The sequence below is a fragment of the Corynebacterium lujinxingii genome, assembly GCF_014490555.1.
In the GTDB taxonomy this organism is placed as follows: Bacteria; Actinomycetota; Actinomycetes; order Mycobacteriales; family Mycobacteriaceae; genus Corynebacterium; species Corynebacterium lujinxingii.
Genome location: NZ_CP061032.1, coordinates 594,643 through 620,251, shown reverse-complemented (window position 1 = coordinate 620,251; position 25,609 = coordinate 594,643). Strand labels below are relative to the sequence as shown.

The window sequence follows — 25,609 nt, the reverse complement described above, 5'->3', positions numbered from 1 at the left end:
GCTAGAGTGACGCATGTGAATACCTTTAATCGCCGCACATTCCTCAAATCCGCCGGCGCCGTCGCTGCCGGCACCGCCGCCGCTGGCGCCGCCACCGCCGCCCTCTCCCCCGCCGCCGCGGCGCAGCAGCGCCGGGTACTTGGCACGGTGGTGGACTATTCGGCGGGGGTGCCGTCGGCAAGCGCCGTGAAGGCCGCGGGCCACATCGGCGCGGTACGCTACGTCTCCCAACGCCGCCCCGGCGCGGACTGGATGCGCGGCAAGCCGGTGACCATCGGCGAAACCCGCGACTACAAAGCCAACGGCCTCGCCGTCGCCTCCGTCTACCAGTTCGGCCGCGCCGAGACCGCCGACTGGAAGCGCGGCGCCCTGGGCGCGGCCGAGCACGCACCGCAGGCCATCGCACTGCACAAGGCCGCGGGCGGGCCGACGGGGCGCCCGATCTACGTCGCCATCGACGACAACCCGACCCTTGCCCAGTTCAACTCCCTGATCAACCCCTACCTCAAAGCCATGGGCGTGGCGCTCAACGCCGCCGGCTACCAACTGGGCGTGTACGCGAACTACTACACCATCGCATGGTGCCTGGAGGACCGCATCGGCTCGTTCTTCTGGCAGCACGACTGGGGCTCGCGCGGCAAGGTGCACCCGCGCGCGAACATCCACCAGGTCGCCGGTCGCCAGGCCTACATCGGCGGCGTGCAGGTGGACATCAACAATGTCTACGCCTCCGACTGGGGACAGTGGACCCCGGGCCAAGCTTCGACGCTGACCAACTTCACGCCGGACGACTGGTCCGCCATGCTCCAGGGCAGCAGCCAGCTTTCATCCTCCCTGTTCAGACGCTAGCTGATATTTTCTAGGAACTTACTTAAACTGTTCAAAGTAACCTCTCATCACTTTGACAGGAGTCCCGTGAAAACCACCCGCATCGTGGCGGCCGCGCTCGCAGCCAGCCTCGCCACCACCGTCATCGTCCCCGCCGCCTCCGCCGCCGATTGGATGTCGCAGGCCTTCAACCCCGGCTACTTAGACGCGGAGGTGGCTCCGGGCGCCACGGCCCGCATCCCGCTCGCCGGCAACGTCCCGGCGGGCACCACCTTCGACATCAACGCCATCAACGGCTGGGACTTCGACGTCGACGCGGACGGCACCGTCGCCGCCACCCCGCGCGGCCAGTTCCCGGGCGCGTACGCCCAGAACTACGTCACCATCACGTACCCGGACCGCACCGTGGATTACGCGCTGTTTACGGTGCGCGTCGCAAAGCCTTCTGTGCCGCTCGCTGAATCCCTCGACCTGAGCTGGGGCGATGCGACAGTCGCCCCGGGCGGCACCGTCACCCTGCGCCCGAGCGTCGCGCTTCCCGACGGCACCGAGCTCGCCGCCCCGTCAGGTTCGGGCGGCTGGCGCGTCGAGGCCGACCAGGATTCCGGCGAGGTCACCGTCGCCGCCCCGGCGGGTGCCCGCGCAGGTGCCGGCCTGCGCATCACCTTGGGGGTCGTGTTCCCGGACGGTTCCACGAAGCAGTACTCCTCGCGCATCACCGTGGGCAAGGCAGATCGCGTATCGACGAGCTCCGCCCCCTCCCCCGCCCCGACCATCACCACCACAGCGTCGGCACCGACCCCCGAGGTGACCACCACCGCTGCACCTGCCCCGGCCCCGGAGATGACCACCACTGCACCTGCCCCGGCCGTCGGCGAGTTCTCCTACGCCGACACCGCAGTGCCGGCCGGCGAGCGCGTCACCGTGTTCCTCGCCGGCGCCCTGCCTGCGGGCTCCCGCGTGATCGGCCCGAACCAGCGCTACAACGGCTGGAAGCTGGAAACCGACGAGGAAAGCGGCGCAATCACCTTCGTGGCCCCGCGCAATGCGCAGCCGGGCTACGCCTTGGTCGTCGAGGTCACCGTGGTGCTTCCGGACGGCTCCCGCCAGGACCTCACCGCCAAGGCATACGTCCCCACCTCCGCCGAGGGCGCCGCCCCGAGCACGACCACGACGTCGGCTTCTGCCCCGGCCCCGTCGACAAGCCCGGCTACCACCACCCGCACCACCCCGGCGCGGCCGGCCGCCGAGACCGCGGAGGTGGACATCGACAACGCCACTATCTCCGCCGGCGAGTCCATTGTGGTCACCCCGAAGGGCCTTCCCGCCGGTGCCCGCGTCTTCGTCACCGAGGAAACCCGCGGTGGCTGGACCATCGCCCGCGAAGGCGAGACCGGGATCCGGATCACGGCCGCAAAGGGCATGCGCCCGGGCAGCGTGCTGCGCATCAACGCGGCGATCCAGTTCGCGGACCGCTCCTCGGTCAACCGCACCTTCGACACCACGGTGGTCCGCGACACCGCGACGAGCGGCCTGACCACCGTCGCAACGACTCCGGCAAAGCCGTCCCCCGCCCCGGCGCCGGCACCGGCCAAGCCAACATCCCCGGCGGGTGTGATCACGGGCCTTGCCATTTCGCTCGGCCTGCTCGGCGCGCTGGGGTTCGTCGGCAGGTTCTTCCCCTTCTTCTAGGCGCATAGCAAAAGGGCCTGATCCCCATTTGAACTGCTCCCCATTAGTTGGACTGAGAAATCAGTTACCGACTAGTGGGGAGTAGTTTTCTGTGAGGGCACGAAGTTCGCTGAGTGAGCATCAGCGCGAGCAGTTGGTTGAACTGTTTGAGCAAGGTATGGGCTATCAAGCCGCTGCGAATGCTCTTGGTGTCTCCAAATATGCCGCCCGTAAGTTCTATCGTCGATTTAAGCTGCATGGCAGGCTATGTCTTGTGGAGAAACCGACTAAGCAGCAGTATTCGTTCGATATCAAAAAGGAAGTTGTCCAACGCCACCTTGCTGGTGAGACAGCGATGGATCTTGCGCGCGAATTTGGACTGTCATCAGAGCAGCTGGTCAGCGGGTGGTCATTGAAATGGCGCAAAGGTGGCGATGAGGCACTAAAACCGAAGCCGACAGGCAGGCCCAAAGGCTCGGTCGCGCCGAAGCCGCTCTCGGAGGAAGCGAAGCTGCGTCGCCAGATCGCACGGTTGGAAGCGGAAAACGCATATCTAAAAAAATTGCGGGACTTGAGGAATCAGGGACGCGCCTGAAAGTCCAGGCGATTGTCATCCTCAAGTCACAGCATCGTCTGCAGTATCTTTTGGATGCGGCAGGCATACCGAGATCGACGTTCTTCTACCACCAGAAACGACTCAGCGAGCTGGATAAGCACGCTGCGCTCAAAGCCGCGATCTTGGAAAGTTTCGAGCGTAACAAGCATCGCTACGGCTACCGACGAGTGCTGCTTGACCTACGCAACCAGGGCTGGGTGGTCAACCACAAACTCGTCTACAAACTCATGTGCGAGATGGGACTTCGAGCCAAGATCCGCCAGCGCAGGCCATATGTTTCCTACACCGGGACGATCAGCCACATTGCCGACAACACACTTGACCGCAAGTTCACCCCAGATAAGCCGAATACTGTCTTTGTCAGCGACGTCACCGAGTTCAGGGTCGCAGGCCGCAAGGTCTACCTGTCACCGGTGATGGATCTGTTCGACCGTTCAATCGTTGCCCACACCGTGGCCACATCGCCGTCGACAGCGCTGACCGCCGATTCTTTAACTAAAGCGATTAAAGCGTGTGCGCCTGAACCTGGGTGGATGATGCACACCGATCAAGGTTTCCAGTACCAGCATTCGTCCTGGCGCAACCTGATTCATAACAACGGTGGTGTTCAATCGATGTCTCGTAAAGCCAACTGTTACGACAACGCGGTCATGGAGAATTTCTTCGGGCACTTGAAAACCGAGATGTACCACGGAGAAGTCTTCGACACCGTCGCAGAGTTCAACCAGGCGATCGACGAGTACATCCAGTGGTACAACACCGAACGCATCCAACAACGACTCAAGGGCCTGACCCCGATGCAATATCGAAATCAGACCCTTGAAGCCCTAACCGCCTAGAATTAAACCAGTCCAACTTTCGGGGGCCAGTTCAATTCGGGAAGATCAGGCCCTTTTGTTGTGCCGCTTTAGTGGTCGACCGGAGCCTCCACACCAACGCCGGTCAGGGAGCGGACCTCCATCTCGGCTTGCAGCTCGTCGAAGTTATCCGGCTTGCCAAGATAGGTGCCGATGATGCCGGCCAGGAACCCGATCGGGATAGAGACCAGGCCCGGGCTAGACAGCGGGAAGACCGCCCAGTCGGCGTTGGGGAACATCGACGTCGGAGTGCCGGAGACCGCCGGGGACAGCACGATGAGCACCAGCGCGGAGATCAAACCGCCGTAGATCGAGGCGACGGCGCCGGTGGTGTTGAAGCGCTTCCAGTACAGCGAGTACAGGATGGTCGGCAGGTTCGCGGACGCGGCGATAGCGAAAGCGAGCGACACCAGGAAGGCGACGTTTTGCTGCATCGCTAAGATGCCGAGCACGATCGCGACGATACCCAGGATGACCACAGTGATGCGCGAGACGCGGACTTGCTCTTCCTCGGCGGCTTGGCCGTCACGAAGCACTGCGTCGTAGACGTCGTGGGCGATCGACGCGGAGGCGGTAATCGCAAGCCCCGCGACGACGGCGAGCACCGTGGCGAAGGCGACCGCCGAGATCAGCGCCATAAACACCGAGCCACCCAACTCGAACGCGAGCAGTGGCGCCGCGGAGTTCGCCCCGCCCGGCGCGGACAGGATGCGGTCCGGGCCAACGAACGCGGCCGCCGCGTAGCCCAGCACCAGCGTCAGCAGGTAGAAGGAGCCGATCAGAACGATCGCCCAGGTGACGGACTTACGCGCCTCCTTGGCGGTGGGCACGGTGTAGAAGCGCATAAGCACGTGCGGCAGGCCCGCGGTCCCCAGCACCAGCGACAGGCCGAGCGAGACGAAGTCCAGCTTGGAGGTCGTCGACCCGCCGTACTTCAGGCCGGGTTTGAGAATGTCCTCGGCCTTGTAGCCCTGCTCCGCCATGTACGCGGAGGTGGTATGGGTGTCCATCGCCTGGTTGAACAGCGCAGACAGGCCACCTTTCGCCATGATGAACGCGAGCACGGTCATGATGACCACACCGGCAATGAGCAACACGGCCTTGATCATCTGCACGTAGGTGGTGCCCTTCATGCCGCCGACGAGGACGTAGATGATCATGATCACGCCGACGATAGCCACGCAAATTGCCTGCGCGGTAAAGGAGTGCAGGTCGAGCAGCACGGACACGAGCGAGCCGGCACCGGCCATTTGGGCGATCAGGTAGAACAGCGAGACGAACAGGGTGCCAAACGCCGCGGCGACGCGCACCGGCTTCTGGCGTAGACGGAACGACAGGACGTCGGCCATGGTGAAGCGGCCGACGTTACGCAGCGGTTCCGCGACGAGCAGCAACGCCACAAGCCAGGCGACGAAGAAACCGATGGAGTACAAGAAGCCGTCGTAGCCGTTGAGTGCGATCGAGCCGACGATGCCGAGGAAGGATGCGGCGGAGAGGTAGTCGCCAGCGATGGCGAGGCCGTTTTGGGTGCCGCTAAACGACGCGCCACCGGTGTAGAAGTCGGCGGATTCACTGGTCGTCTTGCCGGCACGCGTCACGATGTACAGGGTGACCACGATGAACGCGCCGAAGATCGCGATGTTGAGCATCGGGTTGCCGGTTGCGGCGCCTTCGGTTTGCGCGGCGAGGAGTTGGGTGTGCATGGCTTAGCTTTCCATTTCTTCGCGGATGTGGGCGGCGCGCGGCTCGATGTTCTTGTTCGCCCAGGTCACGTAGATCCAGGTGATGAGGAACGTGGTGAAAAATTGCGCGAGTCCGAGCCAGAGGCCGAGGTTGAGGCCGAGAAAGTCGCGCGCCATGGTGTCGGGCGCGAAGGTGGCGAACACGACGTAGAAGACGTACCAGAGGAACGCCGCGATCATGACGGGGAATGTGAATCCACGGAAGGTGCTACGGAGGTCTTGGAATTCGGGGCTTTGCTGCATTGCCACGAATTCGTCGGGTGTGGGTTCGCGACGTTGCGGTACTGCTGTGGAACCTGGCATTGCCCCGATCCTTTCTGTGTTGTGGGAGACTCGACAACGTGCAATGTAACCTATCACACATTGGACAGGCGTTTGTATCGCAATTCGCATTTTGCTTTGCGACGACAAAAGCCCGCCCGGCCACAACGGCCGGGCGGGCTCAAAACAAAGCGGGTGGTCTACCCCGGGAAGGTCAGCGGATCGCCGGAGAGGCGCTCGCCGTGCACGCCGTCGAGAAGCGCGATGTCCTCGTCGGTGAGCTTGATGTTGACGGCGCCGATGTTTTCGGCGAGGCGCTGCGGGTTTTGCGTCTTCGGGATGACGGAGCACCCGAGGTGCATGAGGTACGCGAGCGAGACCTGCGCCGGCGTGGCCTCGTGGGCGTCGGCGACGGCGCGGATCGCCGGGTCGTCGAAGTTTTTCCCGCGCGCGATCGGCATCCACGCTTCGGTGACGATGTCGTGCTGCTCGTGGTAGGCCCGCAGCTCCGGCTGGGTGAACCCGGCATGCAGCTCGACCTGGTTGAGCACCGGGGCGATGCCGGTGGCGTCGATGATGTCGTCAAGGACCTCCGGGTAGAAGTTGGCCACGCCGACCGACTGGAGCCGGCCCATGCCCTGCAGCTGCGCGATCTCCTCGAACGCCTTGATGTAGGTACCGTGTTGCGGCCAGGGCCAGTGCACCAGGTAGCAGTCGACGAACTCCAGGTCGAGCGCGGTGAGCGACTCGTGGTACGCCTCGGCGACGCGCTCTTGGTCGTCGTTCCACAGCTTGGTGGTGACGAACAGTTCCTCGCGGGTGACGTCGCCGGCGGCGATGGCGTTGTTGATCGCCATGCCCACCTCGACTTCGTTGTCGTATAGCGACGCGGTGTCGATGTGGCGGTAGCCCAGCTCGATTGCGGTGCGCACGACGCGCTCGACGTCGCCGCCCTGGAGCTTGTAGGTGCCGAGCCCCAGCAGGGGCAGATCGTAGCCGTCGTTGAGCGTGGTGACCGGGATGCGCATGACCGAAACCTTCTAGCGCGCGTCGAGCAGGTCGATGATGAAAATCAGCGTGCGCCCGGACAGCGGGTGCCCGCCGCCCGCCGGGCCGTAGGCCTTCTCCGGCGGGATGGTCAGCTGGCGGCGGCCGCCGACTTTCATGCCCGGGATTCCTTCCTGCCAGCCCGCGATGAGGCCGGCGAGCGGGAACTCGGCTGCCTCGCCGCGGTCCCAGGAGGAGTCGAACTCCTCGCCCGTTTCGTAATCCACACCCAAGTAGTGGACTTTGACGAAGCCGCCAGCCACTGCTTCTTCGCCCTCGCCAACGGTGATGTCTTCGATCACGAGGTCGGTCGGTGCCGGGCCCTCAGGTGCTTCGATGAACGGCTTTTCCATTTCCATGAGTGCGATCTCCTTGAAGATTTTTGCGGTAAACATTAAAAAACCGCCGAGAACTTCCCCCGAGAATTATAGGGGAACGGTGTCTCGACGGTTGAACCGTTGCGCTAGCGCTGGTCGCGCGGGACGAAATCGCGCTGCTGGTAGCCGGTGTAGATCTGGCGCGGGCGGTTGATCTTCGTGTTCATCTCGAGCTGCTCGCGGTACTGGGCGATCCAGCCCGGGAGGCGGCCGATGGCGAACAGGACGGTGAAGAAGTCCGTCGGGAAGCCCATGGCGCGGTAGATCAGGCCGGTGTAGAAGTCGACGTTCGGGTAGAGCTTGCGCTCGATGAAGTAGTCGTCGTTAAGCGCGATCTGCTCGAGCTCCATGGCCAGGTCGAGCAGCTCGTCGCCGCCGAGGTGTTCGAGGACCTCGTGGGCGGTGTCCTTCACGATGGCCGCGCGCGGGTCGTAGTTCTTGTACACGCGGTGGCCGAAGCCCATGAGGCGCACGCCCTTTTCCTTGTTCTTCACGCGCGTCATGAAGTCGGTGGCGTCGCCGTCGTGGTTGTTCTTGATGTCCTCAAGCATCTCCAGGACGGCCTGGTTGGCGCCACCGTGCAGCGGGCCGGCCAGGGCGTTGATGCCGCCGGCGATGGAGACGAACATGTTGGCCTGGGCCGACGCGATCATGCGCACGGTGGAGGTGGAGCAGTTCTGCTCGTGGTCGGCATGCAGGATGAGCAGCTTGTCCAGGGCCTTGGTCAGCACCGGGTCGACGTGGTAGTCCTCGGTCGGGTAGCCGAACATCATGCGCATGAAGTTCTCGCGCGGGTTGAGCGAGTTGTCCGGGTACATGTACGGCTTGCCGCGGGATGCGCGGTAGGCGTAGGCGGCGAGCATCGGCACCTTAGCCATGAGGCGCACGGTGGCCTTGTCCAGCTGTTCCTCGTCGAGCGGGTCGAGCTGGTTTTGGTAGTAGGCGGACAGAATGTTCACCGAGGAGGCCAGCACGGCCATCGGGTGGGCGTTGCGCGGGAAGATGTTGAACGCGGCCTTGAAGTCCTCGTCCAGCAGCGTGTGGTGGCGCAGTTCGGAGTTGAAGTGCTCAAGCTCATCGGTGGTCGGCAGCTCGCCATTGATCAGCAGGTAGGACACCTCGTTGAAGGTGGCGTTTTCGGCGAGGTCCGCGATGTCGTAGCCGCGGTAGCGCAGGATGCCTTCGTCGCCGTCGATGTAGGTGATCTTGGATTCGGTGGAGCCGGTGGAGACGTAGCCGGGGTCGAAGGTGACCAGGCCGGTTTCGCCGAGGAACTTGCCCAGCACGACACCGTCGTTGCCTTCGGTGGCGTGCATGATGTCCATTTCGTACTCGCCACCCGGGTAGTGGAGTACGGCCTTGTCCTTGTTGTCAGAAGCCACTGTTTTCCCTTTCCAACGTTGTATGTGCGCCCCCGTTGCGGCGGCGCGATTTCTGTAACGCACTCTAGCAAAGATTGTGACGCGCATGACAACGTTGCGATTTAAAAGGAATGACCACAAAGCAATAGCATGGCCGACGTGAACGTTACGCTGCCTTCTGACCTCCTCCCCCGCGACGGCCGTTTCGGGTGCGGGCCGTCGAAAATTCGTCAGGCGCAGCTGGACGCGGTGGCCACGTCCGCGGCGATGGGGACCTCGCACCGCCAGGCGCCGGTGAAACACCTGGTCGCTCGCATCCAGGAGGGCTTGCAAGAGCTTTTCTCGCTTGACGACGACCACCTGGTCGCCCTCGGCACCGGCGGCGCAACAGCGTTTTGGGATGCGGCGGCGTTCGGTCTCGTCGAGAAGCGAGCTGCGCACCTGGCCTTCGGCGAGTTTTCGGGCAAGTTCGCCAAAGCCACGCACACCCCGTGGCTCACCGCGCCGCACGTGGCCGAGTCGCACGACCCGAACGTGCTCGCAGGCGTGGACGCGGACGTGGTGGCGTGGGCGCACAACGAGACCTCCACCGGAGTTATGGCGCCGGTGGTACGGCCCGACACCGATGCGCTCACGCTTGTCGACGCCACCTCCGCAGCCGGTGGCCTCCCCGTCGACATCACCAACGCGGACGCGTACTACTTCTCCCCGCAGAAGTGCTTCGCCTCCGACGGCGGGCTGTGGGTGGCGGTGCTCAGCCCGGCGGCCCTCGAGCGCATCGAACGGCTGCACGCGCAGCGCTACATCCCGGCGAGCCTGAGCCTGCGCACCGCAGCGGAAAATTCGCGCAAGCACCAGACGTACAACACCCCGGCGGTGGCCACGCTGGTGATGCTCGCCGAGCAGATCGACTGGATGCTCGAGCAAGGCGGCCTGGACGCGATGGTGGCGCGCACCCGCGAGTCGTCGCAGATCCTCTACTCCTGGGCCGAGGCCCACCCGCATGCGTCGCCGTACGTGCAGGACATCAAGGCCCGCTCGCAGGTAGTGGGCACGATCGATTTTGATGACGGGGTGGATGCTGGAGTTGTCGCAAAGGTGCTGCGCGCAAACGGGATTGTGGACACGGAGCCCTACCGCAAGCTCGGCCGCAACCAGTTGCGCGTGGGCATGTTCCCGGCGGTGGATCCGGAAGACGTGCGCACTCTCACACATGCCGTGGACTACCTGCTGCGTAGCGGGGTAGGTGTTCGATAGGGTGAGATCCATGCGCGAGCTGTATTTCCTGGAAGACGAGTCGACGGAGACGTTTTACGTTCTCCGCGACGACGAGGGCGTGCGCTACCAGCTCGCCCGGGCCGAGTTAGCACCTTCGCTTGACGACGACTCCCCCGCCGCCGAGCCGGCCCCCAAATACGACACCGAGCTCGAACCCGCCAAGCAGGCGCCCGAGCCGGAGGTTGCCCCGGAACCGGTCGAGGCCCCGCGCTCGCTGCCCGAGCCCGACCCGCTCTACGCCACCCCGCTGTCGATGCGCCCGAACGAGATCCAGGCCCGCATCCGCGCCGGCGCCACCACCGCCGAGTTGGCCGAGGAGATGGGCGTGGCCGAAAGCCGTCTCGACTCCTACGCCCACCCGGTGCTGCTCGAGCGCGCCCAGGTTGCCGAGGCCGCCAAGCAGTCGCACCCGTTGCGCGAGGACGGCACGTCGAAGCAGACGCTGCTGGAAATCCTGGCGACGTCCTTCGCCGCGCGCGGGCACTCCATTTCGGACGCAACCTGGGATGCGACCCGCGAGCAGGGCGACACCTGGGTCGTGCACGTGACCTGGCAGGCCGGCCTTACGGAGAACGAGGCGCTGTGGTCGTTCAAGCGCTCGATGGGCTCGCCCGCGCAGACCGAGGCCCGCAACGGCATGGCCGCAGACCTCACCGACCCGGATTTTGCTCAGCCGGTGCGTTCCCTGTCCGCGGTGCGTTCGCTGGATAACGACGACGCCCCCACCACACCGGTGGACATCGTGCCGAACCCGCAGGAGAGCGACGAGGTACTCGAGGGCGATTTCCTGCGTCACCCGGACGAGGAGGAGCAGCCGCAGAAGCGCCGCCGCAAGTCGGTGACCCCGCACTGGGAGGACGTGCTCCTCGGCGTGCGCACGAACACGAAACGGCCGAAGCGGTAAGCCATGGAATTCAATGTCGTGGTCACGCTGTGGTTCGTCAACACCGCCGAACCCGCTGAAGTGTTACAGCGCGAGCCGAAGGCCGACCGCGGCTTCGGACGCAAACTGCTCTCCCAGGTCAACCCGGCGTGGCCGATCACGCCGATCGGTTCGTTCCCACTGAACCGCTCGTCGGTGCCGGGCCGCGACGAGTTCTACATCGCGGGTTTTCCGGGCATCTCCGTGGTGCGCATGCTTGACAGCGTCACCGAGCTGTCCTCCCCCACCTCGTGGCACACCGCGCTGCCGGCGGCGGACGTGTTCGTCATCGCGCAGGGCACCGACAGCGATTTCGGCGGCTTCGCGCATTTTCACGGCGACAAGGTGGTGCGCAGCTTCTGCGCCACCCGCACCCAGGTCATCGAGGACATCGGCCTGCCGGAGCCGTTCGAGGCGCCCTACTGGGCCGGCGAGAAGGCGGAGCAGGCCGGCGGCATCGCGCTGCCGTTCGAGCCGAAGGACCTCGCGCTCGCCGCAGAGCAGGCGTGGGTGGGCACCGAGATCGGCGCGGACGGGCCCGACATCAACGTCGTCGGCTACGCGGTGGACGGCCGCCCGGAGCCGAAGATCGAGGAGAAAACGCCCGCCGTGAAGTCGGTGGGCGATGTGGCGGCGAAGTTCGCCGAGCGCGACAAGGCGTACGACGACTACGAGGTGGCCTCGGAGAAGGAGGAAGGCGACGAGTTCGCTGAGCTTGCCGACGCCTCCGTCGCCGCCGCCAAACGCGTCGGCCGCGGCCTGCGCCGCCGGGCCGCGGAGTGGACGGCCGCGTTCAAGGAACGCATCCGGCACTTCGACCGCTAGCGCATCCGCTCGTAAAACGCGATGGCCGCCGAGGTGGCCACGTTGAGCGAGTCGGTGCCCGGTGCCATCGGGATCTTCGCGCGCACGTCGGTGGCGCGCATCGCGTGCGGGGTCAGCCCCGGGCCTTCCCCGCCGACCAAAAACGCGACCTTTTCGTGGCCGCCGATGGCATCTTTCAGGTCGACGGCGTCGTCGGCAGGCGTGAGTGAGACGAGCCACCAGCCAGCGTCGCGCAGCTCGTCGAGGGAGCGCTGCCACGTCGTCGGCGTGCCGTCGAGGTGCGCGAACGGGGTGCGCAGCACATGCCCCATGGACACGCGCACACTGCGGCGGTAGAGCGGGTCGGCGGTGGCGGCGCCGAAGAGCACGCCGTCGACGCCCATGCCGGCAGCGTTGCGGAAGATCGACCCGATGTTCTCGTGATCGCCCACGCCCTCCAGGATCACCAGCGTGCGGGCGCTTTCGATGACGCCGGCCACCGAAAGCGGCGCCGGCTTGTCGGCGGAGACCAACAGGCCGCGGTGCATGTCGTAGCCGGCAACCTCCCCCATGATCTGGCGGGTGATCTCATAGACCGGGATGCCGCGCTGCGCCAGCTCGGCGCCGTAGTCGGCCATGAACGACTCGAGCCGGCCGCCGAAACCAAACACCGCGCGCACCGGGAAGCGCGACTCCACCAACCGTCCGGCCACGAGCGGGCCTTCGGCGAAGACGAGGCCTTTCTCCTTGTCGGAGTGCTTCAGGTCGCGGATGTCGTCGAGACGCTCATCGCTCGGGTCGTCGATACGCACCTGCATTTAGCCCAGCGCCGCCAAGATCGGGCCCTGCGCGAAGTAGACGACAAACAGGGCGGAGATGAGCCACATGAGCCAGTGGATGTCCTTCGCCTTGCCGGCGAACAGCGACAGCAAGGCAAACGAGATGAAGCCGACGCCGATGCCGTTGGCAATCGAGTACGTCAGCGGCATGGTCACGATGGTCAGGAACGCCGGAAGGGCGACCGAGAAGTCGTTCCATGCGATCTGGCCGACCTGCATCATCATCAGCGCACCCACGACGACGAGCACCGGGGCGGCAGCCTCGATGGGCACAACCTCGTAGAGCGGGGTGAAGAACATCGCGGCGAGGAACAGCACGCCAGTGACCACGTTGGCTAGGCCCGTGCGCGCGCCGTCGGCGATGCCTGCCGACGAATCCACGAACACCGTGTTCGACGACGCCGAGGCCGCGCCGCCGACGACGGCGCCGAAGCCTTCGACGACCAGGGCGCGCTTCATGTCCGGCAGCACGCCGTCGTCGCCGGACAGTCCGGCCTGGCGGCCGAGCGCGGTCATGGTGCCCATGGCGTCGAAGAAGTTCGCCAGCACCAGGGTGAACACGAGCAGCGACGCGGAGATCACGCCCAGGTTCACAAACGCGCCGAACAGGTCGACGTCGCCCACGATGGACAGATCCGGGACGCCGCCGAAGGAGTCCGGCAGCGCCGGCACAGCCATGCCCCAGCCCTCCGGGTTGTCGGCGGACGAGCCGGCGCCGGTAATCGCCTCGACGATCATGGCGATGACCGTGGTGGCGATGATGCCGATGAACAGCCCGCCGCGCACGTTGCGCACTACCATGAAGCCGCAGATGAACAGGCCGACGATGAAAACGAAGGTCGGCCAGGACGCGATCGATCCGCCGGTACCCAGCTGGACCGGCACGGTGGTCATGGCGGCGTCGGGAATGCGGCGGACAAAGCCGGCGTCGACAAGCCCGATGGTGGCGATGAACATGCCGATGCCCACACTCATGGCCACCTTCATCGAATCCGGGATGGCGTTGAACACGGCGGTGCGGAACCCGGAGATGGCAAGCAGCACGATGATGATGCCGTCGATGACCACCAGCCCCATCGCCTCCGGCCAGGTCAGGCCCTGCTGGCCCACCATGGTCACGGCGACGAGCGTGTTGATGCCCAAACCGGTCGCGATACCGAACGGGTACTTGGCAATCACGCCGAACAGGATGCTCATCACGCCGGCGGCCAACGCGGTGGCGGCGGCCACCTGCGGAATGCCCAGCACGACGCCTTCGCGGTCGGGACTGGTGCCGATGATCAGCGGGTTAAGCAGCACGATGTAGGCCATCGCGAAGAAGGTCACCACCCCGGCGCGCACCTCGGTGCCCACCGTGGATCCGCGCTCGGTGATGTGGAAGAAGGCGTCCAGCCCGCCGCGCGGCTGCGGCTGGTCCTTATGCAGTTGTGCTCCCGTGGTCGTACTCACGGGGGCTTAGTTTTTCAAAGTCTGCTGGGAAAATGCAACTATTTGCCTGGCCCAGCAACCTCGGTATCGGAGTGGGCGCCGCAGCCATACGACGAGGCGACGACGTGCCCGTCGGCGGAGTATTCGTTGGCGCACACGCCGAAGTTCTCCCCCACCGGCTCGGCCATCGGGATGTAAAACGCGCAGGTGCGGCACGACAGCGCCGCCTTTTCCGCGAACTCGCTGTTTGGCCCGTAGTCGCCGGTCCGCCAGCGGTGCTTGGCGTCCTCGAGGCCCCGTTTGGTCAAGTAGTGCTTCGTGTCGCGGCCGGTGAAGGTGACGGCGTCGCGGGCGAAGGAGTCGTCGGTGACGCGGTCGTCGTCAGGGGCTAGCTCCAACAGGTCGCCGGGGCCGAGGTCGCCGGGGCGCAGCCGCTCGGAGTACGGCACCCAGTCCGGCGCCTCGAGTGCGCCTTGGGAGGGCACGAGGGCGACCTCGTTGACGGTGATGAAGGTGGAGCCGTCGGCGCAGGCGACCACGGCGTTCCATTCCCACCCGGCGTATCCGGGCACGTCGGCCTCGAAGCGGTGGGTGGCGACGTTGCGGGTCAGCCCGGTGACTCCGATGTGTTCGCCGATTTCGCCGTCTGCAATCTCGAGCAGCGCCTCGCGGGCGGTTGCTACTGCGTCGCGGCCGAGCAGCGGGTTGCGGGAGCGGTTTTTGGATCGTGACACGCTTACCCATTATGCGCGACGTGGGGCAGGATGGTGGTCATGGGTCATCGAGAAGCACTGTCCACACTCACCATCGCCGCCGCGCTGCTTTCCTCCTGCAGCGCCGATGCGGGGCCTGAGCACCTCACCGCCGAGGTTGTCGAGCGCTTACCGTTCGACGACACCAGCTTCACCCAGGGCCTCGAGGTGTCCGAGGACGGCAACATCTACGTGGCCACCGGCATGGAGGGCGAGTCGCGCCTGTACACCCGCACCGTCGACGGCACCGAGCTCACCTCGGTCGACCTGGAGCCTGAGTTTTTCGGCGAGGGCATCACACGTGTCGACGACACACTGTGGCAGTTGACGTGGCTCGACGGGACGGCGATTCGTCGTCAAGCAAACTCGCTCGAGGAGATCGGCCGCGCCACCTACGACGGCGAAGGCTGGGGGCTGTGCGCGCGCGAGGATGAGGTGATCTTCTCCGACGGCACCTCCGAGCTGCGTCGCATGGACCCGGACACGCTGGAAGAGCGCGAGCGCTTCACCGTGACCATGGACGGCGAGCCGGTCGAGGGGCTCAACGAGTTGGAGTGCGTGGGCGACGATGTCTACGCCAACATCTTCACCTCCACCGACATCGTGCGCATCGACGCAGAATCCGGGGAGGTGCAAGCGCTTATCGACGCCTCCGGCCTGCCCAACAACGCCACCGCAGATCCCAACCACGTACTCAACGGCATCGCGCACATCCCCGACACCGACGAGTTCTACCTGACGGGCAAGCGGTGGCCGGACATGTACCGGGTGCGCTTCAGTTAGGATCTGTCGCTATGGCTCAATCCCGGCAGTGGAAAACGTTGGTCGTCGCGCTTGTGGGCGTGGTAGTGCTCGTCGGCGCCGTGTACGCGTTTTTGGAGTGGCAGAACAACCGCCCCGCAACGCCTGTCGACGAGTTGACCGTGTCCGTTACCGCCAACGGCGAGACCCAAGACATCGGCGTCTACACCGTCTGCGAGTTGGACGAGGAGTGCCCCGGCGGCGACGCGCCCACGATGCAGCTTGGCGAAGACGACGTCACCGTCGCGCTTCCCGACGAGATCGCACGAAACAGCTGGCGGCTCTTGCTTGTCTACGACGACCCGGACGCGAACGAGGAGCGTGTGTTCACCTCGGGCGAGTCGGCGTCGGAAAGCGCGCCCGCCGTCACCGCATCGGGTGCGAAACTGGTGGTCGCCGAGGTGACCACCCTGGACATTAAAGAAGGCGATGACGGGGAGGAAACCCCTGTCATCGCCACGTGGTCCGTCGGCTTTAACTAGGCCGTAATTATTAGGCGTCGAGTTCGCGTGCGACGGCGCGCAGGATCTCGGCGACCTGGCGGCCTTCCTTGCGGTCCGGGTAGCGGCCGTTGGTCAGCGCGGGCTGAACCTGGCTTTCGATGAGCGTCATCACGTCGGCGAGCATGCTGCCCAACTCTTCCGGCTTGCGGCGGTGGATCGAGCGGCGCTTCGGCTCGTCGAGTACCTTGACGCGCAACGCCTGGGGGCCGCGGCGGCCGGCGGCGAAGTCGAACTCGATGCGCTGGCCGGCGACCAGCTCCTCTACCCCGTCGGGCAGCACGGACTTACCGACGAAGACGTCTTCGTCTCCCGGGTTGGATGCGAAGCCGAAACCCTTGTCGGCGTCGTACCACTTCACCTTTCCAATAGGCATGGCGGTCTCCCTTCCGTATTTACCTCACCGGTAAGTAGAACAAAGTAGAAAGATTACTATTTCCGGCCCTCGTTCCCGACATCCGCAGACGATGTGACCCAGAACACCAAAGTTTCGCGTTCTCGGCGTGCGCTGGGGAAACGTGTTCCCAATTGTCACGACCGCCACCGTTTCGACACACGAGCGTGACACAATCGTTACACAAGGTTAGGCTGTCCCGAGAAATTGGCGGTCAACCAACGAGAGGAAACGAATCAATGGGACGCCACACCAAGAAGACCACCTCCATGGGCAAGAAGGCTCTGGCAGGTTCCGCAGCGGCTGCTGCACTCGCCGGCATCGTTGCCCCGCAGGCAACCGCCGCACCGGATTCCGACTGGGACAAGCTCGCGCAGTGCGAGTCCGGCGGTAACTGGGCCATCAACACCGGCAACGGCTACTACGGCGGCCTGCAGTTCTCCTACGGCACCTGGCTCGCATACGGTGGCGGCGAGTTCGCCCCGACCGCGAACCTGGCCACCCGCGAGCAGCAGATCATCGTCGCCGAGCGCACCCTCGCCAGCCAGGGCTGGGGCGCATGGCCCGCCTGCTCCGCACGCTACGGCCTGAACTCCGCGCCCACCAACCGCGACGCCCAGGCTGCCCAGGCTGCAAAGCCGGCACCGAAGCCGGCCCCGGCCCCGAAGGCCGCCGCTCCGAAGCAGCAGGCCCCGGCAAAGACCGCCGTTGAAACCGACGCGCTGTACCGTCAGCTGCGCGACGCGATCCAGTCCTTCGGCTTCCAGGTCCCGGCTTCCGTGCAGTCGAACTACGTTGCAAACCGCAACGACTACAACGCGTTCTACACCGCGAACAAGCAGCTGATCGATGCAGCGCTTGCCGGCGACTTCGCCTCCGTGGCACGCCAGCTCGGCGCGAACTTCAACACCCAGGTCAACAACACCATCGCCTCGGTGCAGCAGACCTACCTGGCGCGCTAAACCGTCCCAGGTATACGAAAGGCCCACGCAGTGAACTGCTCCCCACTAGTTGGACTGAGAAATCAGTTACCGACTAGTGGGGAGTAGTTTTCTGTGAGGGCACGAAGTTCGCTGAGTGAGCATCAGCGCGAGCAGTTGGTTGAACTGTTTGAGCAAGGTATGGGCTATCAAGCCGCTGCGAATGCTCTTGGTGTCTCCAAATATGCCGCCCGTAAGTTCTATCGTCGGTTTAAGCTGCATGGCAGGCTATGTCTTGTGGAGAAACCGACTAAGCAGCAGTATTCGTTCGATATCAAAAAGGAAGTTGTCCAACGCCACCTTGCTGGTGAGACAGCGATGGATCTTGCGCGCGAATTTGGACTGTCATCAGAGCAGCTGGTCAGCGGGTGGTCATTGAAATGGCGCAAAGGTGGCGATGAGGCACTAAAACCGAAGCCGAAGGGCAGGCCCAAAGGCTCGGTCACGCCGAAGCCGCTCTCGGAGGAAGCGAAGCTGCGTCGCCAGATCGCACGGTTGGAAGCGGAAAACGCATATCTAAAAAAATTGCGGGACTTGAGGAATCAGGGACGCGCCTGAAAGTCCAGGCGATTGTCATCCTCAAGTCACAGCATCGTCTGCAATATCTTTTGGATGCGGCAGGCATACCGAGATCGACGTTCTTCTACCACCAGAAACGACTCAGCGAGCCGGATAAGCACGCTGCGCTCAAAGCCGCGATCCGGGAAAGCTTCGAGCGTAACAAGCATCGCTACGGCTACCGACGAGTGCTGCTTGACCTACGCAACCAGGGCTGGGTGGTCAACCACAAACTCGTCTACAAACTCATGTGCGAGATGGGACTTCGAGCCAAGATCCGCCAGCCCAGGTCATATGTTTCCTACACCGGGACGATCAGCCACATTGCCGACAACACACTTGACCGCAAGTTCACCCCAGATAAGCCGAATACTGTCTTTGTCAGCGACGTCACCGAGTTCAGGGTCGCAGGCCGCAAGGTCTACCTGTCACCGGTGATGGATCTGTTCGACCGTTCAATCGTTGCCCACACCGTGGCCACATCGCCGTCGACAGCGTTTACCGCCGATTCTTTAGCCAAGATGATTAAAACGTGTGCGCCTGAACCTGGGTGGATGATGCACACCGATCAAGGTTTCCAGTACCAGCATTCGTCCTGGCGCAACCTGATTCATGACAACGGTGGTGTGCAGTCGATGTCGCGTAAAGGCAACTGTTACGACAACGCGGTCATGGAGAATTTCTTCGGGCATTTGAAAACCGAGATGTACCACGGAGAAGTCTTCGCCACCGTCGCAGAGTTCAACCAGGCGATCGACGAGTACATCCAGTGGTACAACACCGAACGCATCCAACAACGACTCAAGGGCCTGACCCCGATGCAATATCGGAATCAGACCCTTGAAGACCTAACCGCCTAGAGTTAAACCGGTCCAACTTTCGGGGGCCAGTTCACAGTTGCGTGGGCCTTCTCTAGCTTTGCGGCTTAGCGTGCGCCGTTTTTCACCACGGTGATCTGCCAGCCTGCGTCCTGGTTCTGGACGAAGTCCTCCACCGCGTGACCGTTGTCCGCGGCCCACTGCGGAATGGACTCGGTGGCCTGGGTGCAGTCAAAGTCGATGATCAACCGGCTGCCGTCGTCGAGTTCCGCGATCGCTTCCTTCGCTTCAATCAGCGGGAAGGGGCAAACATCGCCGAGGGTGTCCAGGATGTAGCGATCGTCGCCAAGCGGACGCGCCTTGGTTTTCTGCTTCTGCGGCAGGGTGATCACACCGCTTGCGACCTGGAAGCCGCCCGGGGTCTGCGCCGGGGTGTCGAGCACAGCGTCCTCGGCGGATCGGATGGACTCCTCAGTGTTGTAGGTGTCGGTCTTGGTTTGCTTCTGCTTGGACGGGGTGAGCCAGAGCTTCGCGCCGACGTAGACGCCCAGCGCGATGAACAGGGTGGCCACCCAGCCCTGGAAGCTAAACAGCGAGGTCTGGACCATGCCGTTGCCCACGGTGCAGCCGCCGGCGAGCGAGGCACCAACACCCATGCCGGTGCCGCCGATGATGGCGCGGATGGAGGTCTTGCCGTCCGGTACGCGCACGCGGAACTCGCCGGACGCCTTCGCCGCGATGAACGAGCCGACGAACAGGCCGAGCACCAGTACGGTGCCCCAGTTCATGTAGTCGCCCTCACCGGTGACGATCCACCCGGTCAGATCGGACGTCGGGGTGGTGATGCTCAGGCCCGAGTTGCGACCCGAAGCAGCCGAGAGCGGCCACGCGATGACACCGATGATGCCGACGAGCAGGCCAGCCAGGTACGGGTGCAGCGGACGCTTGCGCGCGGGCAGGTTCAGCGTCGCCTTCGGGTTGGCGGCGTCGCGGGCGAGGTAGCGCTGCGCAAGCCACGCGGTGAGCAGCGCGAACGGGACGACGAACCACCACACGGACACGCCGAGCGCTTGCGGGATGGTGGTCAGGCCGGTCTCCCACTGCTTCATCCACGAGTTAAAGCCGGACAGCGCGCCGTACTTCATCGCGGCTGCCGACAGGCCGTAAAACAACAGCGCGAACCAAGACCCGACCAGCCCCTCCGCGGAACGGTACCACGTGCCGGACGCGCAGCCGCCGGCCAGGATGATGGCCAGGCCGAAGATGAACCCGCCGACCACAACGGCGACCGGCTGGAACGCGCGGTAGTCCGGCGAGATGACACCGAACGAGGTCAGCGCCGCAAGCCCGATGGCGTGCACGGCGATGACAATCAAGAATGCGACGAGTCCGCGACCGGTGCGCTGCAAGAAGACGTCGCGCATCATGCCGGTGACGCAGAAGCGCCCGCGTTGCATCACAGCGCCGAGGACGGCACCGACGGCGAGAGCCGAAAGCAACATGAATCCTCCAATTCAAAGGTTGTTCTTAGGTCGGAGGAAACATTAGACCACCCCGTACAGTCTTGTCTAGCCCGAATAGACCACTCGGTTCATAACAGGCAAAGAAAACCGGCACAGCAACATCGCCGTGCCGGTTTCCGCCGCGTAAGGCTTAGCGGTTGATGCGGGTCGTCGGGTGGACGTAGCCGGTCTGCTCCGCCGGGACCGGCAGGATCAGCTCGTCGCCGAACGGGCTCGAGGCGCCGGTGAGCTTCGAGGAAATCTCGGTGACCGGGTGGCCGTTACCAGGGGTGTTCGTGGGCCACGCCGGGTTCGCGCGACCGATATTCTCTACATCTTTAGCCATGCCTGTCATTCTTTCACGCCCGGAGGAAAAACGCACGTAAACTCACCCCCGCAATGTCTACGTTCCCCGAATTCTTGCGCTCGCTTAACGACGACCCCCTGCGCGCCCTCATCAACTCCCGACCGGACGCCTTCTTCCCCACCCCGCCTTCCGTGGGCTCGTTGGCCACCCGCCTCGGGCTTCCTGGCTCGGTAGCCCGGGCGCTGCGCCAGCTCACCGCGGCGGATCTGGCGGTGCTTGAAAAGCTTACCGACGCCGGCGCCGAGCTCGATCCCGTCGACGCTCGCGAGTTCGGCGACACGGGCCACCTGCGCGAGTTGGCGCTCGTGTTCGGGCCCGACGACTCCATTCGGATCTCCCCCGGCACGCTCAGCGCCCTTCCCCCGGGCTGGCGCGTGACCGACACGCTCCTGCCCGGCGCGGCCGAGGCGCTCGAGACGCTTCCCGCCCGCGAACGCAAGGTACTGGACACCCTCGCTGCCTCTGGCGGGGTGGGCACGACGGCTGCCGCGGCGCCGGATGCGGACCCGGATGCGCCGGTGGCGAAGTTGCTCGCTCACGGCCTGCTGGTGCGGGTCAACGCGAACACGGTGCGCCTGCCCCGGCCGGTGCGCGACGCAATGCGCGGCACCACTCCGCGCGTGTTCCCGCTGGAGCCGCCTACCGCCGACACCGTCGATCAGGCAGCCGTGGACGAGACCGCCACCGCGCAGGGCCTCGACGCCGTGCGCCAGATGCGCCAGCTCATCATGTCTTTGATGGACACCCCGGTCGCATTGAACAAGGACGGCACCGTCGGCGTGCGCGCGGAGACAAATCTGGAAAAGCAGTTGGGGTTCAGCCCGCGCCTGCTCGTCGCAACGGGCGAGGCGGCGGGCCTGATCGGGCGCGGCAACGTCGACGACGAGGACGTCCTCGCCGCCACCCGCGACGCGCTGACCTGGCTTGATGCCACGCTATCGGACCAGTGGGCGATCCTTCTCGCCGGCTGGGTCGCCTCCCCGTGGCGTGTAGACACGAGCGCCAAGTTGCTTGACGACGACACCCACGCCCCCGCCCTGCGCACCGCCCGCACCACCATCCTGCGCCATGCAGGCGACATGGATCGCATCCTCTTTTACGCACCGTTGGAGTCGGTCGGCTTTTCCGACCAACTGATCGGCACCGTCATCGCCGAAGCCGAGTTCGTCGGCGCCCTCGCCAACGGCGCGCAGTCGACGCCGCTTTCGGTACTCCTCGACGGTGGCGACACCGCGGCTGCAACGACCGAGCTCGTGCCGGCGTCGGTAAGCACGCTGATCGCCCAGGCGGATATGACGGTGCTCGCTCCCGGCCCTTTGGAACCCGCGATGGCGGGGTTCATCGAGCGCATCGCCGACCTGGAATCGCCAGGTCTGGCCAGCGTGTGGCGTATTTCGGAGGCATCGGTGCGTCGCGGCCTGGACAGCGGTCTGACCGCGCCGGAAGTCCACGACTGGCTTTCCGACCACGTCATGGGCGAGGTCCCCCAGGCCATGACGTTTCTTATCGACGACACCGCCCGCCACCACGGCGCCATCCGCGCCGGCGAGGCTTTCAGTTACATCCGCTCGGAGGACCCGGCCCTGATTGCCACCGCCGCCGAGCGCCTGAAGCTGCGCGTCCTCGCCCCCACCGTGGCTGTATCCGACCTGCCTTTGGCCAAGCTCATGGCCGCACTCCGGAATGCTGGGATGCAACCGACCGCCGAGGACAGCCAAGGGATCGCCTTGAACATGGCACCCGAGCCATCCCTTGTCGCCCCGACCCCGTCGACGCTGCCGCGCCAATCCAAGGTGTCGGCGGAGCAGGTGGAGCAGATCGTCGCAAAGCTGCGCTCCGACGACAGCACCGACACCGGCAGCGGCGACGCTTTTGAGACGCTGCGCGCGGCGGCGCGGGCGCGCAGGCATGTGGTGGTGGGCTTCGTCGATAAGCAAGGGCGCGGACAGACGCTCACCGTGCTGCCGCTGAGTGTGACCGCGGGCCAGGTGGACGCGCTCGACGAGGCGAAGGACCGGGTCGTGCGCATCGCGCTGCCCCGGGTGACAAAGGTGGTGCTGGCCTAGCGGCTCACGCGCTCCAGGATTTCCAGGATGTGCTCGTAGTCCTCGCCGGTGGCGGCCGTCAGTCCTAGCTCGCAGGTGCGGTTGGAGGACGCGTGGCGCGCCGACCCCAACTGCGCTGCCTGCTCGGCCTCACGCTTGGTGGCGGCGTGGGTGAGCTCCGGGTGCAGCATGCCGCGGTCGCCGGCGTAACCGCAGCAATTCCACTCGGAAGGAACGTGCACCTCCTGAGCAGCAGCGGCAGCAACGCGCTCTAGCGTATCGACGATCCCCAGGTGCGTCGCCGAACACGTCGGGTGCAGCGTCACAGAGTCCACCTTCTTTTTCACCTCGAGGCGGTCCAGCACCTCGTCTTCGACGAACTCGATCGCATCAATGACCGTGATGCCAATGTTTTCCGCCATGTCCTGGAAGCCGTGGGTGCAGCTCGACGCGTCCACCACGACCGGCAGCCGCCCGCCGTCGGTTGCGGCGATGAGTTGATCGTTCACGCGACGCTGCATGATGTCGTGGCCGTTGCTCATCCCCTTCGACGCCCACGGAGTGCCACAGCACATCCCGTCGATGCCTTCGGGAACCACCAGTGCGAGCCCGGCGCGTTCGACCAGTTTCGCAAATGCCTCGGAGGCACCGACGCCGTCGCCCTGCGGGCCAAACATGGAGTTCACGCAGGCGGGGACGAACACGCCGGACGGCTCTGCCGTCGAGGCTCCGATCCGGGTACCGAACGCCTTGGAGCGTTTCGCGCCACCCTTCGACAGCTCAGGGCGGTACTGCGGCACGGTGTCGTCGCCCACCAGGGTCCGGGCGACGTCAGTGACCTTCTGCACCAGCTTCGTCGGCAAGTAGTAAGCACCGGTCAGCGCGGTGGAGGCCAAGGTGTTGCCCGGGCCCCACGCCTTTGCAGCGGCCGCCCAGCCGGCAGACTCCACCGCGCCGGCCTGGCTGCGGCGCAGCGATTTGATGAACTTGCCGGTGTCAATACCGACCGGACATGCGGTGACACACATGGAATCCACTGCACAGGTGTCGATGCCGTCGTACTGGTAGGCCTCGTCGATGTGCTTGACCAGCTCGGTGTCGCCTTCCTGAATCGCCTTCGCGCGGGCACGGCGAACCACGATGCGCTGACGCGGAGTCATGGTCAGGTCACGCGAGGGGCACACCGGCTCGCAGTAACCGCACTCAACGCACGAGTCGATTTCGTCTTCCACCTGCGGATTGAGCTTGAAGTTTTTCATGTGTTCGCGCTCGTCGTCTGTGATGATCACGCCTGGGTTCATCACACCCCGCGGATCGGCGGCGCGCTTGAGCTGCACCATCACGTCGTAGAGTTCGTCGCCGTACTGGCGTCGCACATACGGCGCCATGACGCGACCGGTGCCGTGCTCTGCCTTCAGATTTCCGCCTGCGCCGAGCACGAGGTCAACCATGTCTTCGTTGAACCCGTCGTAGCGGTTGAGATTCTCGTCGCCTTCAAACCGGTCGGTAATGAGGAAGTGGATGTTGCCGTCTTTGGCGTGACCGAAGATGACGGCGTCGTCGTAACGGTAGGCATCAAAGAGTTGCTGCAACCCGCCGCACGTGTCGGCGAGGTCTTCGACCGGCACCGCGATGTCTTCGAGCAACGCGGTGGTTCCGGACGGGCGTGCCTCCGCCACCTGCGCGTAGAGCCCTTTACGGAACGCCCACGCCTTGGCAGCCTCGCCAGCATCGGTGGTGAACTTCGCCGGGGTCTGAAGATCGAACTCACGCAACAGTTGGGAGCCGGTGTGCTCGTATTCACGCAGCTGGTCGGCCTCGTTGGCGTGGTATTCGATGAGAAGGGCTGCCTGGCTGCCGAGTTCGAAGCCGGTGATCTGTTCCGGCACCGAGTCAAAGGTGCGGCCGACGTTAATGGAGCGTGAGTCCATCAATTCCAGTGTCGCCGCTTGCGAGTCGAACAGGGCCGGCAACGAGCGCGTCGCGGCATCGAGTGTCGGGTAGACGGCGATGGTGGTGGTTTTCAGCTTCGGCACTTCGATCGTGCGCAGTACAGCCTCTGCAATGAACGCGAGCGTGCCCTCGGATGCAACCAAAAGGTGCATGAATATGTCCAGCGGAGAGGCGTAGTCCAAAAACGCGTTCAGGCTGTAGCCCATCGTGTTTTTCAGCGCGAAGTGCCGCTCGATGGTGTCCACGGATTCCCGGTTGTCACGCACGCGGCGTTTCAGGCGCTCCAGCGTCTCAACAAGTTCCGGCTCCTGTCGCGCAAACTGTGCTTCCGCGTCTTCGTGGGCGGTGTTGATCACCGTGCCGGACGGCAGCACGAAGGTGACCGACTCGATGGTGTTGTAGGTGTTGTACTGCGTGCCGCACGCCATGCCGGAGGAGTTGTTGGCGATCACTCCGCCCATGGTCGCAGCGCCCTCGGACGCCGGGTCCGGACCAATCTTGCGGCCGTAGACAGCCAGGTGCGCATTGACCTGACGCACCGTCGATCCGGGTTGGACCCGCACGCGTTTGCCGCCGTCGAGCACCTCAACACCACGGAAGTGCTTGCGCACATCCACCATCATTCCCTTGCCGCCACCCTGGCCGGACAGGGACGTGCCACCACCGCGCAGCACTACCGGCGCCCCAGAAGACGCTGATGCCCGGAATGCTGCCGCAACATCATTCGCGTTGCGCGCCTCCACCACAACATCGGGGGTGTAGAGGAAGTGGGATGCGTCGTGGGCGTACTTGATGCGATCGATCGGGCGGGTGGATAGTGCCTCGTCGGAGCCAAGTTCGCGAGACAGATGGGCCGCTGGGGAGGAAATGGTTGCAGTCATAGGTCCATGCTAGCCCTCCTGGACATA

The 25,609-nt window shown here is 64.7% G+C and carries 22 protein-coding genes and 1 pseudogene; 11 read left to right on the top strand and 12 right to left on the bottom strand.

Annotated elements, in window-relative coordinates; translation table 11 throughout:
* Positions 1-15 precede the first annotated feature (15 nt).
* From IAU68_RS03015 to IAU68_RS03005, 3 genes and pseudogenes are all read left to right on the top strand, one after another.
* Positions 16-849, top strand: a complete 834-nt coding sequence (locus IAU68_RS03015; protein ID WP_407928719.1) for a DUF1906 domain-containing protein — start codon at positions 16-18, stop codon at positions 847-849.
* Positions 850-915: 66 nt separating this feature from the next.
* Positions 916-2,520, top strand: coding sequence for a Rib/alpha-like domain-containing protein (locus tag IAU68_RS03010; RefSeq protein ID WP_171194543.1), 1,605 nt, complete (start codon positions 916-918; stop codon positions 2,518-2,520).
* Between the two features lie 137 nt (positions 2,521-2,657).
* A pseudogene (locus tag IAU68_RS03005) lies at positions 2,658-3,954 on the top strand (IS3 family transposase).
* Positions 3,955-4,022: 68 nt separating this feature from the next.
* Here IAU68_RS03005 and IAU68_RS03000 read toward each other — a convergent pair.
* The 5 genes from IAU68_RS03000 to IAU68_RS02980 all read right to left on the bottom strand — a co-directional run bounded on the left by IAU68_RS03000 (position 4,023) and on the right by IAU68_RS02980 (position 8,781).
* A complete protein-coding gene (locus IAU68_RS03000) occupies positions 4,023-5,675 on the bottom strand; it encodes a solute symporter family protein (RefSeq protein WP_171194704.1) in 1,653 nt (550 codons plus the stop codon).
* A gap of 3 nt (positions 5,676-5,678) precedes the next feature.
* Complete coding sequence (locus tag IAU68_RS02995; protein ID WP_171194703.1) at positions 5,679-6,017, bottom strand: DUF485 domain-containing protein; 339 nt, start codon at positions 6,015-6,017, stop codon at positions 5,679-5,681.
* A 158-nt stretch (positions 6,018-6,175) separates the two neighbouring features.
* Complete coding sequence (locus IAU68_RS02990; protein ID WP_171194702.1) at positions 6,176-7,003, bottom strand: aldo/keto reductase; 828 nt, start codon at positions 7,001-7,003, stop codon at positions 6,176-6,178.
* Positions 7,004-7,015: 12 nt separating this feature from the next.
* The gene (locus IAU68_RS02985; RefSeq protein WP_171194705.1) at positions 7,016-7,375 is read right to left on the bottom strand and encodes an FKBP-type peptidyl-prolyl cis-trans isomerase; all 360 of its coding nucleotides are present in this window, start codon (positions 7,373-7,375) and stop codon (positions 7,016-7,018) included.
* Between the two features lie 110 nt (positions 7,376-7,485).
* Positions 7,486-8,781: a citrate synthase gene (locus IAU68_RS02980; RefSeq protein WP_171194701.1), complete on the bottom strand. Its 1,296-nt coding sequence runs from the start codon at positions 8,779-8,781 to the stop codon at positions 7,486-7,488.
* 129 nt (positions 8,782-8,910) lie between these two features.
* Here IAU68_RS02980 and serC point away from each other — a divergent pair, with 129 nt between their 5' ends.
* The 3 genes from serC to IAU68_RS02965 are packed head-to-tail and all read left to right on the top strand — an operon-like array spanning position 8,911 to position 11,785.
* Positions 8,911-10,017, top strand: a complete 1,107-nt coding sequence (gene serC, locus IAU68_RS02975) for a phosphoserine transaminase (protein WP_171194700.1) — start codon at positions 8,911-8,913, stop codon at positions 10,015-10,017.
* 10 nt (positions 10,018-10,027) lie between these two features.
* Positions 10,028-10,942 (top strand): septation protein SepH, encoded by a 915-nt coding sequence (gene sepH, locus IAU68_RS02970; protein ID WP_171194699.1) that lies wholly within the window; start codon positions 10,028-10,030, stop codon positions 10,940-10,942.
* Between the two features lie 3 nt (positions 10,943-10,945).
* Positions 10,946-11,785, top strand: coding sequence for a DUF6928 family protein (locus IAU68_RS02965; RefSeq protein WP_171194698.1), 840 nt, complete (start codon positions 10,946-10,948; stop codon positions 11,783-11,785).
* Here the strand turns inward: IAU68_RS02965 and IAU68_RS02960 are convergent.
* Genes IAU68_RS02960 through IAU68_RS02950 form a run of 3 tightly spaced genes read right to left on the bottom strand, consistent with a single transcriptional unit; the run spans position 11,782 to position 14,765 of the window.
* On the bottom strand, positions 11,782-12,582 hold the full coding sequence (locus IAU68_RS02960; protein ID WP_171194697.1) for a TrmH family RNA methyltransferase: 801 nt from the start codon (positions 12,580-12,582) through the stop codon (positions 11,782-11,784). The two genes, IAU68_RS02965 and IAU68_RS02960, sit on opposite strands and share 4 nt — an antisense overlap.
* A complete protein-coding gene (locus IAU68_RS02955) occupies positions 12,583-14,052 on the bottom strand; it encodes an NCS2 family permease (protein WP_171194696.1) in 1,470 nt (489 codons plus the stop codon).
* A gap of 38 nt (positions 14,053-14,090) precedes the next feature.
* On the bottom strand, positions 14,091-14,765 hold the full coding sequence (locus tag IAU68_RS02950) for a DUF3027 domain-containing protein (protein WP_171194695.1): 675 nt from the start codon (positions 14,763-14,765) through the stop codon (positions 14,091-14,093).
* 39 nt (positions 14,766-14,804) lie between these two features.
* Between IAU68_RS02950 and IAU68_RS02945 the strand changes: the two genes are divergently transcribed.
* Together IAU68_RS02945 and IAU68_RS02940 are read left to right on the top strand one after the other, a co-directional pair.
* Positions 14,805-15,566, top strand: a complete 762-nt coding sequence (locus IAU68_RS02945) for a glutaminyl-peptide cyclotransferase (RefSeq protein WP_171194694.1) — start codon at positions 14,805-14,807, stop codon at positions 15,564-15,566.
* A gap of 11 nt (positions 15,567-15,577) precedes the next feature.
* Positions 15,578-16,066 carry a DUF2771 family protein gene (locus IAU68_RS02940; protein ID WP_171194693.1) on the top strand — a complete coding sequence of 163 codons (489 nt, stop codon included), beginning with the start codon at positions 15,578-15,580 and terminating at the stop codon, positions 16,064-16,066.
* Between the two features lie 10 nt (positions 16,067-16,076).
* Here the strand turns inward: IAU68_RS02940 and IAU68_RS02935 are convergent, their stop codons facing one another.
* Complete coding sequence (locus tag IAU68_RS02935; protein WP_171194692.1) at positions 16,077-16,460, bottom strand: cold-shock protein; 384 nt, start codon at positions 16,458-16,460, stop codon at positions 16,077-16,079.
* A gap of 257 nt (positions 16,461-16,717) precedes the next feature.
* Between IAU68_RS02935 and IAU68_RS02930 the strand changes: the two genes are divergently transcribed.
* Together IAU68_RS02930 and IAU68_RS02925 are read left to right on the top strand one after the other, a co-directional pair.
* Positions 16,718-17,440 (top strand): resuscitation-promoting factor Rpf1 domain-containing protein, encoded by a 723-nt coding sequence (locus IAU68_RS02930; protein WP_171194691.1) that lies wholly within the window; start codon positions 16,718-16,720, stop codon positions 17,438-17,440.
* A gap of 93 nt (positions 17,441-17,533) precedes the next feature.
* Positions 17,534-18,876 (top strand): IS3 family transposase gene (locus IAU68_RS02925; RefSeq protein ID WP_231699061.1). Its coding sequence is split into 2 segments (ribosomal slippage): positions 17,534-17,975 and positions 17,975-18,876, totalling 1,344 coding nucleotides; the frame shifts between segments, so codons are not numbered across the junction.
* Between the two features lie 65 nt (positions 18,877-18,941).
* Here the strand turns inward: IAU68_RS02925 and IAU68_RS02920 are convergent.
* Together IAU68_RS02920 and IAU68_RS02915 are read right to left on the bottom strand one after the other, a co-directional pair.
* Positions 18,942-20,336 (bottom strand): YeeE/YedE thiosulfate transporter family protein, encoded by a 1,395-nt coding sequence (locus tag IAU68_RS02920; RefSeq protein ID WP_171194689.1) that lies wholly within the window; start codon positions 20,334-20,336, stop codon positions 18,942-18,944.
* Positions 20,337-20,487: 151 nt separating this feature from the next.
* On the bottom strand, positions 20,488-20,682 hold the full coding sequence (locus tag IAU68_RS02915) for a hypothetical protein (RefSeq protein ID WP_171194688.1): 195 nt from the start codon (positions 20,680-20,682) through the stop codon (positions 20,488-20,490).
* A gap of 53 nt (positions 20,683-20,735) precedes the next feature.
* Between IAU68_RS02915 and IAU68_RS02910 the strand changes: the two genes are divergently transcribed.
* Positions 20,736-22,769 (top strand): helicase-associated domain-containing protein, encoded by a 2,034-nt coding sequence (locus IAU68_RS02910; protein WP_171194687.1) that lies wholly within the window; start codon positions 20,736-20,738, stop codon positions 22,767-22,769.
* On the opposite strand, the gene IAU68_RS02905 is transcribed toward IAU68_RS02910, so the two are convergent.
* Positions 22,766-25,582 carry an FAD-binding and (Fe-S)-binding domain-containing protein gene (locus tag IAU68_RS02905; RefSeq protein WP_171194686.1) on the bottom strand — a complete coding sequence of 939 codons (2,817 nt, stop codon included), beginning with the start codon at positions 25,580-25,582 and terminating at the stop codon, positions 22,766-22,768. The genes IAU68_RS02910 and IAU68_RS02905 overlap by 4 nt on opposite strands.
* Positions 25,583-25,609: the final 27 nt, after the last annotated feature.

Coding starts and splice junctions, on each gene's coding strand:
- IAU68_RS02920 (WP_171194689.1), bottom strand. CDS start 20,336: ATGTTGCTTTCGGCTCTCGCCGTCGGTGCCGTCCTCGGCGCTGTGATG.
- IAU68_RS02910 (WP_171194687.1), top strand. CDS start 20,736: ATGTCTACGTTCCCCGAATTCTTGCGCTCGCTTAACGACGACCCCCTG.
- IAU68_RS02915 (WP_171194688.1), bottom strand. CDS start 20,682: ATGGCTAAAGATGTAGAGAATATCGGTCGCGCGAACCCGGCGTGGCCC.
- IAU68_RS02965 (WP_171194698.1), top strand. CDS start 10,946: ATGGAATTCAATGTCGTGGTCACGCTGTGGTTCGTCAACACCGCCGAA.
- IAU68_RS02990 (WP_171194702.1), bottom strand. CDS start 7,003: ATGCGCATCCCGGTCACCACGCTCAACGACGGCTACGATCTGCCCCTG.
- IAU68_RS02935 (WP_171194692.1), bottom strand. CDS start 16,460: ATGCCTATTGGAAAGGTGAAGTGGTACGACGCCGACAAGGGTTTCGGC.
- IAU68_RS03000 (WP_171194704.1), bottom strand. CDS start 5,675: ATGCACACCCAACTCCTCGCCGCGCAAACCGAAGGCGCCGCAACCGGC.
- IAU68_RS02960 (WP_171194697.1), bottom strand. CDS start 12,582: ATGCAGGTGCGTATCGACGACCCGAGCGATGAGCGTCTCGACGACATC.
- IAU68_RS02940 (WP_171194693.1), top strand. CDS start 15,578: ATGGCTCAATCCCGGCAGTGGAAAACGTTGGTCGTCGCGCTTGTGGGC.
- IAU68_RS02930 (WP_171194691.1), top strand. CDS start 16,718: ATGGGACGCCACACCAAGAAGACCACCTCCATGGGCAAGAAGGCTCTG.
- IAU68_RS02945 (WP_171194694.1), top strand. CDS start 14,805: ATGGGTCATCGAGAAGCACTGTCCACACTCACCATCGCCGCCGCGCTG.
- serC (WP_171194700.1), top strand. CDS start 8,911: ATGGCCGACGTGAACGTTACGCTGCCTTCTGACCTCCTCCCCCGCGAC.
- IAU68_RS02995 (WP_171194703.1), bottom strand. CDS start 6,017: ATGCCAGGTTCCACAGCAGTACCGCAACGTCGCGAACCCACACCCGAC.
- IAU68_RS02905 (WP_171194686.1), bottom strand. CDS start 25,582: ATGACTGCAACCATTTCCTCCCCAGCGGCCCATCTGTCTCGCGAACTT.
- sepH (WP_171194699.1), top strand. CDS start 10,028: ATGCGCGAGCTGTATTTCCTGGAAGACGAGTCGACGGAGACGTTTTAC.
- IAU68_RS02985 (WP_171194705.1), bottom strand. CDS start 7,375: ATGGAAAAGCCGTTCATCGAAGCACCTGAGGGCCCGGCACCGACCGAC.